Consider the following 13,738-nt stretch of genomic DNA (forward strand, 5'->3'; position numbering starts at 1 on the left):
CTCTTTATTGTGCGCGACGCACTTTGTCCGAGCGGAGGCAACGGGTGCATACTAAAACACGTTGAACTCGGTTTGCTTCATCGAGAATACGTACGCGCTTTAGATTTGGTTTCCAAACTCTTTTCGTATGATTTAAAGCATGGGAAATTTGATTACCCGTGACATTACCTTTTCCGCAGACGAAACATTCTTTTGCCATATTTCCTCCTTAGCAGGTTAACACAAGTCATTGTAACAAAACGGGAGGATCTTTGCAAGATGTTTCTGCGTTATTTGACATTGTCCAGCTATTTTTTCTTGAAAGACAGAAGAATAATGAGTAGAATAGGATAGGATAGGAGGATCCATGAGTATTGAGATAAAAAACAAATACGGCTCCATTAATATCGAGCCTCAAATTATAACAGAGACCGCAGCAATCGCAGCCAGTGAAGTCTATGGCGTAGTGGGTCTTCAGGCTCCAAATCTCGTAAAAAACATTTTAAAACCTGATGCTTCTAAGGGCGTCAGTGTAGAAATCGAAGAGGACGGTGTAAAGATCACACTAGACGTGATTCTTCTCTATGGCGTTAAGATCAACACAGTCGCTCAAAATTTAGTCGATAACGTTCGCTATCAGACGGAAAAGCAACTCGGCATTCGTGTGAAGGACGTGATCGTAAACATTGTCGATATAAAGGTGGATCGCTAATGAATAGATTGACAGGTACTGAGCTCACAAAGCTTTTTGAACAAGGCTATTTGAGTCTTGAAGCGAATAAAGAAAAAATCAACGGCTTAAATGTCTTTCCCGTTCCCGACGGTGATACGGGTACAAACATGAGCTTGACGCTTCAAAATGCGGTCACTAACATGAAAAAAGAAGCGGACCAGAAGGTTTTCATGAAGGCCAAAGCCCTTTCGAGAGGTGCTCTCATGGGAGCCCGTGGAAACTCTGGCGTCATTCTTTCACAGATTCTTAGTGGTTTTTCTAAAGGCGTTTCAGAGCTTGAAGAACTGAGCGTAGAAGATTTTATGAACGGCTTACATCAAGCGGTAGAGACAAGCTACAAGGCTGTAATGAAGCCCGTAGAAGGTACGATCCTCACGGTCATTCGTGAGACGAGCGAGGGGCTTAAAGCGCTTAAAGAAGTACCTGAAGATTTTGAGGGCCTCTTAGATAAGATCTATGAGTTTTCCAAAGCTTCTCTCGAAAATACCCCTGAACTCCTTCCGATCTTAAAGCAATCGGGTGTCGTCGATGCCGGTGGAGCAGGACTTGTCGAAGTCTTTAAGGGCATGAGAAACTACGTGCACGGAGAAGAGCTTGAAACAGTAGAGAATACGAGCATTCCCTTTGACTCCAAAGAATATCATCAGACACTTACAGAAATCATCTACCAATACTGTACCGAATTTATCATCGGAAACGTTCGTGTTCCTGCTAATGAACTGAAGGAGCGCATCCAAAGCCTAGGCGATAGCATGGTCTTTGTACAAGATGACGATGTCGTAAAGGTACACATCCATACGAACCATCCCGGTGATGCACTAGAAAGTGCACTAAAGGTAGGGGATCTCGTTACAGTAAAGATCGAAAATATGAAGCTCCAGCACGAGACCATCCTAGAGCACCAAAAGGAACTCGGAATCGTCGCAGTCTCTGCAGGAGAAGGCTTCTCTGAGATCTTTAAGGAACTCGGAGTCGATGTCGTCGTGACGGGTGGTCAAACGATGAATCCATCTACAGAGGATATCGCAAGTGCCGTAAAGAGCATCTTTGCAAAGAACATTATCATCCTTCCGAATAACTCCAATATCGTCCTAGCCGCCAAACAAGTTTCTGACATCATCGAAGACAAAAAGGTCTACGTGTTAGAATCAAAGACCGTTCCTCAAGGAATCAGTGCCATGATGGGCTTTGATCCTACAAGGGATGCTGAAACGAACCTAGAAAACATGGGTGAAGAGTTAAAGAAGGTTTCGACATTACAGATTACAACCTCTGTAAGAAATACGAAGATCAATGGCTTTGTCATCATGGAAGGCGATAGCATCGGTATCTTAGATGGCCAAATCGTAGCCGTCGATAAGACAGCCGATAAGGTTCTTAAGACCGTCATTCAAGATAACAAAGAGAAGTATGAACTCATCACTATTTACTACGGCGAAGAGATGGAAGAAAAATCCGTCAATAAGGTCGTAAATCAGCTTACCAAAGCGCTTCCTGATCTCGACATCGAGGTCTACAGTGGAGGACAACCCGTTTATAACTATATCGTATCACTTGAATAAAGAGGCTATGCCTCTTTTTTTAGGAGTATAACATGAAGCTTTCTGATCTCAAGGGAGTGGGACCCAAGAAAGAGGCCATCTTAAATAGCATGGGGATAGAGACGGTTCAAGATCTTCTCTATCATCTTCCCAGTAAATTTGAAGACCGTCGAGTAGAACTCGATCCCTTTTCTATGGAACCTGGTTGGTTTGAAGCGAGAGTCATTCGAATCAACAAGTGGTTTCAGAGAGGGAAGAAGCAGATGCTCGTCGTAGACTGTCAAAGTGCTTTTTTTAGAGCGAAGGTCATCTTTTTTAACGCACCCTTTTTACAGAAGGCTTTTTCCTTTCAAAAGGACTATATTTTCTACGGGAAACCGGAGAGAAAAACAGGTTATTTACAATTTGTCCATCCTGCTTTTCTACCGCTTGAAAAGAAAGATGAATTTAAGCGTTTAATCGCCCACTACTCGGTTAAAAAAGGCATCTCTTCAAACGAATTTGCTTCCTTTGTAGAGCTCGCCTTTAAAGCACCCTTTAAGCCTTTCTTCTTAAAAGAAGACTTAAATGCCTGGGAACTCATGGAAGAAAAGGAAGCACTCTATGAACTTCACTTTCCTACAGGAGACCGTGAGCGCTATAAGCGAGCGAAGTATACACTCGTCTTTGAAGACTTCTTTCGCTATCTCATTTTAAACCGATCGAGTGAAAGAAAAGCGAGAGCTCCTTATAACTTCCATCCATCCATTCTAGATCGATTCATGGAACGTATTCCCTTTACACCGACAGAGAGTCAAATTCAAGGTTTTAAAGAGATTCTTCACGACATGAATCTCGGTTCTCAGATGATTCGTCTCGTTCAAGGCGATGTCGGTAGCGGAAAGAGCGTGCTTGCCTACTTCGCCTGCTATCTCGTTTTAACGAGTAATCACCAGGCTGCCTACATGGCACCGACAGAACTTCTTGCCACCGAGCAGTATGAGCGCATGAAGGACCTTTTTAGCGACTTTAAGGTAGAACTCATTACGAGTTCCACAAAGAATAAAAAAGCCCTCTATGAGCGTCTAGCAAGCGGTGAGATCGAACTCCTCGTAGGAACGCATGCGATGTTCCAAGACAAGGTTGTCTTTAAGAACGTAGACCTCTTTGTCATCGATGAACAGCAGCGCTTTGGCGTAGAGCAGCGTGAGACGCTCATGAAAAAGGGGGAGCTCGCACACGTCCTCATGCTTTCTGCGACACCTATTCCTCGAACGATGAGTATGTTACTCAATAAAAACTTAGATCTTACGATCATTTCTGAAAAGCCCATGGGAAGAAAGCCCATAAAGACAGAACTCATTCGAGAGGATGAGATCGAGAAAGCGTATGAAGTCATCGATCGGGAAGTAAAGCTCGGTCACCGAGCCTTTATCGTCTACCCTCTTATCGAAGAGAGCGATGCTCTCGATGCCCGTTCGATTGAAGGGGAAGAGGAGAAACTGAGAACACGCTTTGGTAACTCGATCGAATTCCTCCACGGACGAATGACTTCAGAAGAAAAGATTGAGATCATCGAGCGCTTCCGTACCGGAGAGAAGCCGATCCTCGCAGCCACCTCACTCATTGAAGTGGGAATCGATGTGAAGGAAGCGACCGTCATAGTGATTCGTAATAGCGATCGCTTTGGTTTAAGTCAGATTCACCAGCTCCGTGGAAGAATTGGACGAAATGAATTTGATTCCTACTGCTTCTTGACCTATGAGAAGGGTGCCCCTAAAGAGCGTCTACAGGTGCTAGAAGACACGCAGGATGGTTTTCTTATCGCAGAGAAGGATCTAGAGCTTCGTGGCCCTGGAGAGCTTCTAGGAACGAAACAGAGTGGCTCCATCGACTTTCCCATCGCCGATCTCTTTAAGCACCGTGACGTCTTAAAGCGCGTCGATGAAATTCTTACCGATGAAGTCCTCCAAAGATATAAAAAGAACCTTTTAGAAGAAAGGGTAAAATTATGAGAGTCATTGCTGGTGTAGCGAAGGGAGTGCCCCTCGTTACGATAAAAGAGCGCACCACACGACCTACGATCGACCGGGTGAAAGAGAGCCTCTTTAATATCATCCAAGGATATATCCCCGATGCAACCGTCATCGACTGCTTTGCAGGAAGCGGTTCACTTTGCATCGAATGTTTGAGTAGGGGAGCAGAGCTTGCAGTCTTCGTAGAGAAGAACCCCGAGGCCATGGAGTGCGTCAGAAAGAACTTAGAAAAGACGCATCTAAAAGAAAAAGCACTCTGTATGAAGACGTCCTTTTCCGTCGCTCTTCAAGAAGTTAAAGGAAGAGGCTTGACCTTTGACATCATCTTCTTAGATCCTCCTCACCGAAGTGGTCTTCACCGAGAAGCGATGCGACTCATTGACAATTTACATTTACTCAAAGACCATGGTATAATCGTTTGTGAACATCACACAGAAGAAGCGTACGAAGATGAACTCCACGGATTTTTGCGAGTGCGCAAAGAGAAGTATGGAAACACGACGCTTAGCTTCTATGAAAAGGAATAACGTTGCGATTAATTTATCCAGGTAGCTTCGACCCAGTCAGTTATGGTCATCTAGACATCATCGAGCGTTCTAGTAAGATCACAGACTCACTCGTCGTCGCCGTCCTCACAAACCAAAACAAGAAGCCCTTATTTACCCCGGAAGAACGAAGAGAACTCATTCGCGGAGCCACTAAGCACCTTACGAACGTCGAAGTCGTATGCTACGATGGACTCCTCGTCGACCTCTTTAAGAAGTATCAGATTGATGCCATCGTAAAGGGATTGCGTGCTATCTCGGACTTTGAATACGAATTCCAGATGGCTCAAATTAACCGACAAATGAATAGTTCTGCGGAAACACTGTTTATGATGACCTCTCCTAAATTCAGCTACCTAAGCTCAAGCATGGTACGAGAAATTAGTCTCTTTGGAGGAAACATCTCAGACTTTGTACCGCCTAACGTAGTAGAAGCCATGAAAAAGAAAATGGAGGAAAAATGAAAGTACTAGAACTGATCGACGAATTTAAGAGTAAGATCGAAACGACACCGAACATGCTCATGACAAAGAAGGTATTAATCGATCGAGATGAAATCGAATCCCTTCTTACAAACATCGAAACCTTCTTACCAGATGAAGTAAAGCATGCTAAGTGGATCAAAGAAGAACGTGAAAAGATCTTCGCGGATGCTAACACAGAAGCAGAAGAGATCGTACTCGAAGCAAAGAAAAAAGAACGCATGATCATCGCTGAAGCAAAAGCGCAATTTGAATCCATGGTCAACGAATCTGAAATCTTCCGTGAAGCAGAAGAAAGAGCCAATGAACTCTTAAACCAAGCACGTGAAGAAGCAAGACAAGTTCGTATGAATAGCTATCAGTACTCCGAAGACATGCTCATGAGCCTTCAAGATAACCTCGACAAGAAGATGCACGAGGTAAACGAAGATCTAAGAGCTCTTCAAGAATTTCTTCAGAAATAAAGACTCATTAGAAAACCTAATTCGTATCTTTTAAGAGTTACACAAGGGCTAACCCTATTCAAAAAGGGTTAGCTTCTTTTTCTTTAGAAGTAAATATATGTTTCTATATTTTTACAAATTTTATGGATGATTGGGTATGATTACCAATAAGTTAATGATGTTCGTCGATAATTCCTTAAAAATTGAACCAAGCCAGGTTTATTTAGGTGGAACAATCCATTTTACTAATTAAAGCGAGGTGATATTTATGAAGAAGATATCTCTTATTGCCCTAATTATTTCTTTTATGCTCCTATCAAGTTGTCTTCAAAATAATTTCGAAGAGAAAACAACCTTGAAAATTGATCCGGTTGATATAGAACAGATTTCAATATCAACTCAAATGACTCCAACAGTTCAAAATCGCGTCCTGGAAAAAGAAGAAATAAAGGGTGTACTAGATAAACTGAATTCGTATACAGTAAAAGAAATAAATACTGAGGACGAAGCCGGTTGGGAATATTTCTTAACCATAGAAAAAAAGGCTGGGACTCAAACTCTAATCACTTTTATGGATAATAAAGTCAAAGTGGATGACAAAGTTTATGAAGTGAATGGATATAAAAAGGATGACTTTTTATATCTATTTGATTGAATTTTGTTCTAAACAGAGTTGTCCTCTAAGCCGCGAAAAGAATTTAATGAAAATGATTCAACTAAAAATAAGTCCCTTACTTAGGTAAGGGACTTTATTTGTGTGATCGAATATTGAACTGGTCGAACCAGACATTTCCATCAAAATCTAAGACTTTAATCACGAGCTTATCGATCGAATCTGTCGTAAAGGTAAGCTCATTCTTTTTCCATTGCTTTTCACTGACGGTGATGGACTGAGAACGCTCACTCACGAGCTTTCCAGCGGAATATCCTTCAATCTTTAAGAGGATGGGTTCCGTGTGATCAGAGTAGCTAAAGAAGTCAACGGATACGGAATCTTCGAGGTAAATGTTTTCTAAGTAGATTTCGCTGTTCGATTTATCGACGCGAATTGATTTCGTACCAAACTTCACGATGTCCTTATCGTAGACGGCTCGTTGGAAGTTAAAAGAATCGAGATCGTCATTACCAGTAGAAGTATTTCGATGTTGTATCGTCTTTTCGTAAGGCTGCGACCAATTTCCTGCGGTGTCCTTGACACGAAGGACGATTCGATAGTTTCCATCCTCGCGGAAAGTGAGGTTTAATTTATTTGTCTTACCAGATTGATAGAGTGCATTGTCTTTAAAGACATCCCACTTCCATTCAGAAATTGTAAAATCAGAAGGGGAGTAACTCTCATCTAAGATCAAGTAGTTATCATCACGGCTTTCGATTCGAAAGAGTGCGGTTAGATTCTGTGTATCTCTTAGATTCACGGCATGGATCATTGCAAACGTTGCAGTCGATAAAAGGATCAAGAACATCGATACCATCGTGACGAGCTTAAAGTTCATGTATTTGACGTGATTATTTACGACTTTCACTTCTTCTACAGGAACGAGCGTCTCTTCGACGAAGAGGTCATTGATGTAGACATCCTTGACTTCATCGATGATATTTTCAATCGTCTTAAAGCTAGTGGCGTTATTTTGTAAGTTTCTAAAGTAGTTCTTAAAATTGAAGAGGTTTACGTCCTTATCAATTAAGTTCAGTGCAAACTTACTGATCGCCTTTATGAGATGAGCGTAGGTTAGAGGGTATCTAAAGTCTACGTCTTCTATAATAAGTACGCCTCGATGCATGAGCTCGCCGTTTACGATGTAGAAGTTTTCTTCTCTGACGAGGTTCATTTGCATAAAGAGCGGTAGGTCGCTAAAATCCTTAATGATCTTTAAGTATTTATTAATGATATCTACTTTAGCGGAGCTCGATAGATCGGTCACATCGACTAAAGGCTTTCCGAGTAGTACTGGGCTAATAAAGATAGCTCGATCATCCTCGAGCTTAAAATCTTGTAAGTTAGGGAGATGTAATCTCGTCTCACTTAGAAGCTCTGGGGTCAAAAACTCGGAGAAGTAGATCTCGTTTTTGATGTAATTTCTATTCAGTTTCGTGATTCTTTGGTAGTCACCCGATAGGCTGACATTCCGTTCTCTCATCATTGAATCATGTCCTCAATTTTGCTATAGTGGTTACGACATGATTCATTATATATGAAGACGGAGAAATTGAAAAGGACTCCCATAACGAATTGATGAATTTTCGAGCAAAAAAACCCGTTGTCGATTCAACGTTCGGTTAAACGGGTTCAACAAGGAGAAATGATGCTTCAATTCTACCACTTAGCTGATATTCACTTCGGTGTATCATTTAATAGCCGTTCTGAGTCGACTCGAAGTAAGCTCAGGCTCGCTCAGATGAGGGCTTTTGAGAAAATGGTCGACACAGCACTTGAAGAAAAAATCGACGGAATTCTTATCGCAGGAGACCTGTTTGATAAATCTTCTATCGATCCAAAAACTGAAAACTTCATCTATCATCAAGCAAAGCGTTGCAATGACGCCGATATACCCATATATTGTATCGAAGGAAATCACGACTTCAACATATTGTGGGATCGTAGCTTTGTAAAGGTGCTCTCTTCAGAGCTAGAAATCCTTGAAAATGACCGATTCCGCATCGTCGGTCAGAGTTTCGAAAGCCCCTCAGACATCCGTGAAATCAAAAATCTACCGACCTTTAAAGACGATCTCCCTACGATCGGTCTCTTTCATACTTCATTAAACACAGAAGGATATATGCCATCACTCCTTTCTGCCTTCGTAGACGCCGGCTACGACTATGTAGCGCTCGGTCACATCCATACGAAAGCCTCTTATTTTGAAGGAAGAGTGCAGTATCCAGGAAGCTTTTTTCCAGTAAATAGCAATGAGACAGGAGATCGAGGATACCTAAAGGTACGTCTAGGGGAAACACTTCAGACGGAATTCGTCCCCTCCACAGACGTCCAGTTTCAAAAATTCGACCTCACGCTCTCGAACGAAGAAGGCTTTCGAACGAATCTCTACAATAAGCTCAAAGAACTGAGTGAACAGAGCACTTTTTCAAAGGTCTATCTACATGGAGCTCTCCTTCGAGAAAATCGCCTCTCTTTAAAGCAGATGCTCGATGATAACGACTTTTCGGACGCTATTGAAATCATCGATGAAACGACACTCATGAGCCCCATTCCTTTAGAACAGAATCCTTTTTTAAGAGATCTCTTAGTAAATCTCGAAGGGTCCATTAAAGAAAAGCTTCAGACGGAAGAACTCTTCTTACAAAGCAGGGAAGAGCTTGAAGTCGCACTGGAAGAAAATCCAAAACTCGTAGAGTCTCTCCTTTATGAGCTCTTTATCCGAGGTGAACAATGAAGATCCAATCGATTCGACTCCATCCCTTTGGGAAGTTCGAAGATCAGACATTCCATTTTGATACGCACAAACTGAATCTCGTCGTAGGAACAAATGAAGCGGGAAAGAGTACGCTCTTTGAAGCGCTAAAGACTGCTATCGCAGGCTTTTCTCCAGCCAACAGAAACCAATTTGGCTACATTCCTTGGGAAGGAAGCGAAGCCTCTGTGACGCTCACCTTAGAAAAAGAGGGAGTCGTCACGAGAACGCTTCAAAGTAGCGTAAAGGGCAGCTGGATTAAAGAAGAGGAAGCGGAAAAAATTCAAAATCGTCCGCTCTACGATATCGAACGAGTGCTTCTAGAAGAGCTCTATACGATACATGCTGAGGACCTCTTAAGCGTATCAGAAAAGAGCTTTGATAAGGTTTTCGATGAACTATCGACTACACTCAATCTCGACCTTTTACGCTCTCCTAGAGAAGCGATTAAAGAAGCAAACGATCAGCGAAAAGCACTGTATGCAAACAATGCGCACTCGACAAAACCTATAAATCTCCTCACGAAATCCATCGAAGAAAAGAAGGAAGCACTCGAACGCTACCGAGAAAAAGAGGGAGAATACCGCGAGAAAAAGCGCCTTTCTTCTGAACTTGAGCGTGGAATCTCTGAACTAAGAGAAAGTCTAATAGAGAAAAAAGAGAACCTTTCTAAACTTCAAGAAGAGAAGGAGTGCTTCGAGGACTGGAAGAAAGCAGAAGAAGTCAAAAAAGAAATCAAGCATCCTGAACTCATGACAAATGAGACGGAAGAAAAGTATAAAGAACTTGAAGAACAAAGACTTCGACTCGTTCAAGTCAAAGAAGACCTTAAGGTCACGCTAGAAAAGAAAGAATCTCTAAAGAACGCTTCTTCATTAAGTGAAGCGGAAAGGGAAGAACTAAAGCGTGGCGATAAGGTCTTAAGAGAACTTGAATCGTTTGAAAAGGATCTTTTAAAGAAAGAAGAAGCGATTCGGTCGATCGATGAAAAACTCGCGGAACAAAAGCTAAGCTTTGAAACGATCGCAAAAGAAGAACTCACAGAAGTTCCCGAGATGGAATCCTACAACTGGACTCCACCTAAAAAGAACGAAATGGAACTTCCATTAGCACCTTCACTTCTTTCCTTTGGACTCGCCTTAGCCTTCTGGTTTCTCGTCTTTTTAAATATCCCTTACATGAGAATTCCAGCCATCCTACTCACAGGCTTCGGTATCCTCTGGCTCGTCGCGATGATCTACTTTCAGAGTCGCTACGTTGTCTACTTAAAAAAGAACCATTTAAAGAGTACGTATCAGACGAGTAAGCTCCATGAACTCTATGCCATAAGAGAGCAGCATCGACTCCTTTCAAAGAAGCGCAGTGAAGAAATTGGCTTACGAGAAGAGATGAAAGCTTATCTTAAGAGTATGTATGCTCACTATCGAACCGATAATAGTGAAAGCTACAGTCAGACACTCGAAGCCCTTAAAGGGAAGGAACTCGAAGCGATCGAAAGCGCTAGCATGAGCGAAGCGTTAGATGATCAGTTGAACATTCTATCAGCAAGAGAAGAGAGCCTCACTCACAGTATAGATGCATTAGAGACTGTCTTTCAGGTCTATGAGAATGGAAGTCTAGGATATAAAAAGGACCGAGAAAATGCAACCTACTACGAGCAATTTGTAAAGTCATTAAAGCCTGCTCCAGAAACAGATCCTGAAGAAGAACTCGTGAAGACCGATTCCCTTATAAAAGAATTACAAAGTAAACTCGAATCCGACCTCTTTCAAAAGGCGACCTTTGATGAACAACTGAAGTCCTTTGAAAGCGAAGAAGTCTATGCGGAAACGGAGAGTAAATGGAAGCTTTTAAAAGAGGAGCGTAACGATCTCGTCACGCGCTACAATGTGCTTGGATTACTCGGTTCACTCATCGATGATCAGTACCGAAGCTACTTAAAAAAGCATCAACCCACGATCCTCATTCGTGCGAGTGAACTCTTAAAGCGTTTTAGTGCCGGCCACTATGAGCGCATGCTCAGTATGGACGATGGACTCTACCTTACAAAGTCCGACTTTTCGCTTCAAAAGCTCACCGATACGCATTCTAAAGGCACACTCAATCAGATCTATCTCGCACTACGTATAGCGATTATAGAAGAACTTGAAGGAGAGAATAAGAATCCTATCTTCTTCGACGAAGCCTTTGTCAACTGGGACTCCGAGCGTTTAAAAGAAACCTACGATTTACTTTCTGACGTTTCGAAGGAGCGACAGATTTTCTTCTTTAGCTGTAATGAAGAACTACGCAAGGCTTTCCCTGAAACAGATGTACACGTTGTAGAAATGAGTAGATCATGAACCGAGAAAAAATTGCCAAACAGATTACGATCGTAAGCTTACTTACAAATAGTGTCCTTGCACTCTTTAAAATTATCGCTGGAACCATCGGACACTCATCGGTCGTCGTAGCTGACGGTATCGATTCCTTTTCCGACCTCTTTACGACGCTTCTTGCTTATATCGGTGTTCGAATTTCTGAAAAGAAAGAGGATAGCGAGCACCCTTATGGTCATGAACGCTTTGAATCGATCATAGGAAAGCTCTTGGCGCTCTTTTTAGCAGGCGTGGCTGTAACGGTCGCGATGAAAGCTTATGAAGAGCTCTTTTCAAAAGAAGTCGCAGCACCATCTACCATTGCGATTGTCGCTGCCTTTGTAAGTATCATAGGAAAGTTTTTGCTTTCTCGCTTTGTCGTAAAGAAAGCGAAGCTCATTGAATCCAAGAGCTATGAGATGGACGGAAAGAACTACTTAAACGACACACTCACATCGTTTCTTTCGTTGACGGGTGCTTTCTTAGCACAGAAGGGTTATCCCTTCTTCCAGCCGATCTTTACCTTTATTATCGCTTTCTTCATCCTTCGCATTGCGATAGAACTCTACATGAATAGCGTCTCTGAACTGACCGACCGCTCAGCGAGCGAAGAGGATCAGGCACTCATTCAAAAGATCATCCTATCGGACCCTGAGGTGAAGCGAATTGATCTCTTAAAGACTCGAATGCACGGAAACCGAATTTACTGTGACGTAGAGATTGCCGTCGAGTCACACTTGACACTGATTGAAGCGCATACGATTGCAGAACGCGTGCATGAGTGCATCGAAGCAGAACATCCGAAAATTAAGCACATTATGGTTCACGTGAATCCCTATCAAGAGCTTGACTAGAACATATGTTCGTGTTACTCTTTTTGTGAGAGGTGAATCATGAAATTAGTAGCAAAGCCTGTACCTATGGTTGCCTCGTTCGATCCCAGTGGTCGATTAAGGCCACTCAAGTTTCGCTACGAGAACCGCATTATCACCGTAGATCGCGTGATACAAAGTGAAAAGAAAAAAATTGCTGGAGGAAACTTTATAGAGTTTCATTGCGAGAGCACCATCGAGAATCGTTTGATTCGTTATCAAATGACATTCGATGCCAACGGTTATAGTTGGGTTCTCGTTCGCATCGAATAAGGAGGAAGTATGATCTTACGATTTTTAGGCCACAGTGCCTTCTATTTAGAAGGAGAAGCATTAAAAATTCTAATCGATCCCTTTCTTACTGGAAATCCACTCTGTCCCGTAAAACCCGAAGAGTTCTTTACACTCACACATATCTTAGTAACGCATGCTCATAATGACCACGTCGGTGATACGGTGATGCTCGCAAAGCGAACGGGTGCGACGATCGTCTGTGAAGCAGGGCTTGCCGATTATTTCGAAGAGCAGGGGCTAAGTGTTCTTTCTATGAATATAGGTGGTAGAGTAGGACCCTTTCACATGGTCACAGCTGTTCATGGAAGTACGCTTCAGTCGAATCCTACGAGGGATGGTGGCATCGCCTGTGGCTTTGTCGTAACGATAGACGGTGTCAAAATCTATCATGCAGGCGATACGGCCCTTACGATGGACATGCTTCTACTTAAAGAAGAGCACATCGACATCGCCCTTCTTCCTGTAGGAGGACGCTATACGATGGACTGGAGTGATGCACTAAAAGCCGTTCGCTTTATCGAGCCTAGTTTCTTTGTTCCGATGCACTACAATACGAGCATTCACATTGGTCTCGATAAGAAGAACATGGTCGCTCCGAGAGACATCCGTACAAAGATTCTAGCTCCTGGAGAAACACTCGAATATCGAACCAAATAAAAAAAGCTTGACAAACGTCATAAACTTCTATATCATTCCCCTGTAAAGGAAAACTACTTTACAGGGGTTTTTATGTTAGATTACGATACCATTGAGCTTTACTACGACTTCTACGGTGCACTCCTCACAGAGCGCCAACAAGAAGTGATGGAGTTATGGCTCAAGGAAGATTACTCACTATCAGAGATCAGCGATCATACGGGTTCAAGCCGTCAGGCCGTTCACGATCTCATTAAACGCTCCACCGATAAGCTCTACGAGTGTGAGAAGAAGCTTTCTGAGGTTGAAGAATACCTTAAGAAGCGCTCGCTCTTAGAAGAGCTAAAGACTGAAATCGCCCCTCTTAAAGAGTCCCATGAGAAACTTTATCAAAAGCTCATGGACACGATTGAGAAACTGGAGCACTAGGA

General features: G+C 42.6%; 15 protein-coding genes. 13 read left to right on the forward strand and 2 right to left on the reverse strand.

Features of this window, described 5'->3' with window-relative positions:
- Positions 1–4 precede the first annotated feature (4 nt).
- Positions 5–199 carry a 50S ribosomal protein L28 gene (gene rpmB / locus ACUB3H_RS00735; RefSeq protein WP_459128731.1) on the reverse strand — a complete coding sequence of 65 codons (195 nt, stop codon included), beginning with the start codon at positions 197–199 and terminating at the stop codon, positions 5–7.
- Positions 200–346: 147 nt separating this feature from the next.
- Here rpmB and ACUB3H_RS00740 point away from each other — a divergent pair, with 147 nt between their 5' ends.
- The 7 genes from ACUB3H_RS00740 to ACUB3H_RS00770 all read left to right on the forward strand — a co-directional run bounded on the left by ACUB3H_RS00740 (position 347) and on the right by ACUB3H_RS00770 (position 6,393).
- Positions 347–691 carry an Asp23/Gls24 family envelope stress response protein gene (locus ACUB3H_RS00740; RefSeq protein WP_459128732.1) on the forward strand — a complete coding sequence of 115 codons (345 nt, stop codon included), beginning with the start codon at positions 347–349 and terminating at the stop codon, positions 689–691.
- Positions 691–2,274: a DAK2 domain-containing protein gene (locus ACUB3H_RS00745; protein ID WP_459128733.1), complete on the forward strand. Its 1,584-nt coding sequence runs from the start codon at positions 691–693 to the stop codon at positions 2,272–2,274. The genes ACUB3H_RS00740 and ACUB3H_RS00745 overlap by 1 nt, the downstream gene beginning before the upstream one ends.
- A gap of 32 nt (positions 2,275–2,306) precedes the next feature.
- Complete coding sequence (locus ACUB3H_RS00750) at positions 2,307–4,247, forward strand: ATP-dependent DNA helicase RecG (protein ID WP_459128734.1); 1,941 nt, start codon at positions 2,307–2,309, stop codon at positions 4,245–4,247.
- Positions 4,244–4,795 (forward strand): 16S rRNA (guanine(966)-N(2))-methyltransferase RsmD, encoded by a 552-nt coding sequence (gene rsmD, locus ACUB3H_RS00755; RefSeq protein WP_459128735.1) that lies wholly within the window; start codon positions 4,244–4,246, stop codon positions 4,793–4,795. Before ACUB3H_RS00750 ends, rsmD begins: the two co-directional genes overlap by 4 nt.
- A gap of 2 nt (positions 4,796–4,797) precedes the next feature.
- Positions 4,798–5,277: a pantetheine-phosphate adenylyltransferase gene (coaD, locus tag ACUB3H_RS00760; RefSeq protein WP_459128736.1), complete on the forward strand. Its 480-nt coding sequence runs from the start codon at positions 4,798–4,800 to the stop codon at positions 5,275–5,277.
- Positions 5,274–5,759, forward strand: coding sequence for a hypothetical protein (locus ACUB3H_RS00765; RefSeq protein ID WP_459128737.1), 486 nt, complete (start codon positions 5,274–5,276; stop codon positions 5,757–5,759). Before coaD ends, ACUB3H_RS00765 begins: the two co-directional genes overlap by 4 nt.
- A gap of 247 nt (positions 5,760–6,006) precedes the next feature.
- On the forward strand, positions 6,007–6,393 hold the full coding sequence (locus ACUB3H_RS00770) for a hypothetical protein (protein ID WP_459128738.1): 387 nt from the start codon (positions 6,007–6,009) through the stop codon (positions 6,391–6,393).
- A gap of 94 nt (positions 6,394–6,487) precedes the next feature.
- Here the strand turns inward: ACUB3H_RS00770 and ACUB3H_RS00775 are convergent, their stop codons facing one another.
- Positions 6,488–7,876 carry a hypothetical protein gene (locus ACUB3H_RS00775; protein ID WP_459128739.1) on the reverse strand — a complete coding sequence of 463 codons (1,389 nt, stop codon included), beginning with the start codon at positions 7,874–7,876 and terminating at the stop codon, positions 6,488–6,490.
- Between the two features lie 165 nt (positions 7,877–8,041).
- Here ACUB3H_RS00775 and ACUB3H_RS00780 point away from each other — a divergent pair, with 165 nt between their 5' ends.
- The 6 genes from ACUB3H_RS00780 (at position 8,042) to ylxM (ending at position 13,736) form a co-directional block, all read left to right on the forward strand.
- Entirely contained in the window at positions 8,042–9,130 is a 1,089-nt protein-coding gene (locus ACUB3H_RS00780) for a metallophosphoesterase family protein (protein WP_459128740.1), read from the forward strand.
- Positions 9,127–11,490: an ATP-binding protein gene (locus ACUB3H_RS00785; RefSeq protein WP_459128741.1), complete on the forward strand. Its 2,364-nt coding sequence runs from the start codon at positions 9,127–9,129 to the stop codon at positions 11,488–11,490. The genes ACUB3H_RS00780 and ACUB3H_RS00785 overlap by 4 nt, the downstream gene beginning before the upstream one ends.
- A complete protein-coding gene (locus ACUB3H_RS00790; RefSeq protein ID WP_459128742.1) occupies positions 11,487–12,359 on the forward strand; it encodes a cation diffusion facilitator family transporter in 873 nt (290 codons plus the stop codon). Before ACUB3H_RS00785 ends, ACUB3H_RS00790 begins: the two co-directional genes overlap by 4 nt.
- Positions 12,360–12,398: 39 nt before the next feature.
- Positions 12,399–12,650 carry a hypothetical protein gene (locus tag ACUB3H_RS00795; protein ID WP_459128743.1) on the forward strand — a complete coding sequence of 84 codons (252 nt, stop codon included), beginning with the start codon at positions 12,399–12,401 and terminating at the stop codon, positions 12,648–12,650.
- Positions 12,651–12,659: 9 nt separating this feature from the next.
- Positions 12,660–13,328, forward strand: a complete 669-nt coding sequence (locus ACUB3H_RS00800; RefSeq protein WP_459128744.1) for a metal-dependent hydrolase — start codon at positions 12,660–12,662, stop codon at positions 13,326–13,328.
- A 72-nt stretch (positions 13,329–13,400) separates the two neighbouring features.
- Positions 13,401–13,736: a YlxM family DNA-binding protein gene (gene ylxM, locus ACUB3H_RS00805; protein WP_459128745.1), complete on the forward strand. Its 336-nt coding sequence runs from the start codon at positions 13,401–13,403 to the stop codon at positions 13,734–13,736.
- Positions 13,737–13,738 lie beyond the last annotated feature (2 nt).

It is taken from the genome of Guggenheimella bovis (genome assembly GCF_054492335.1).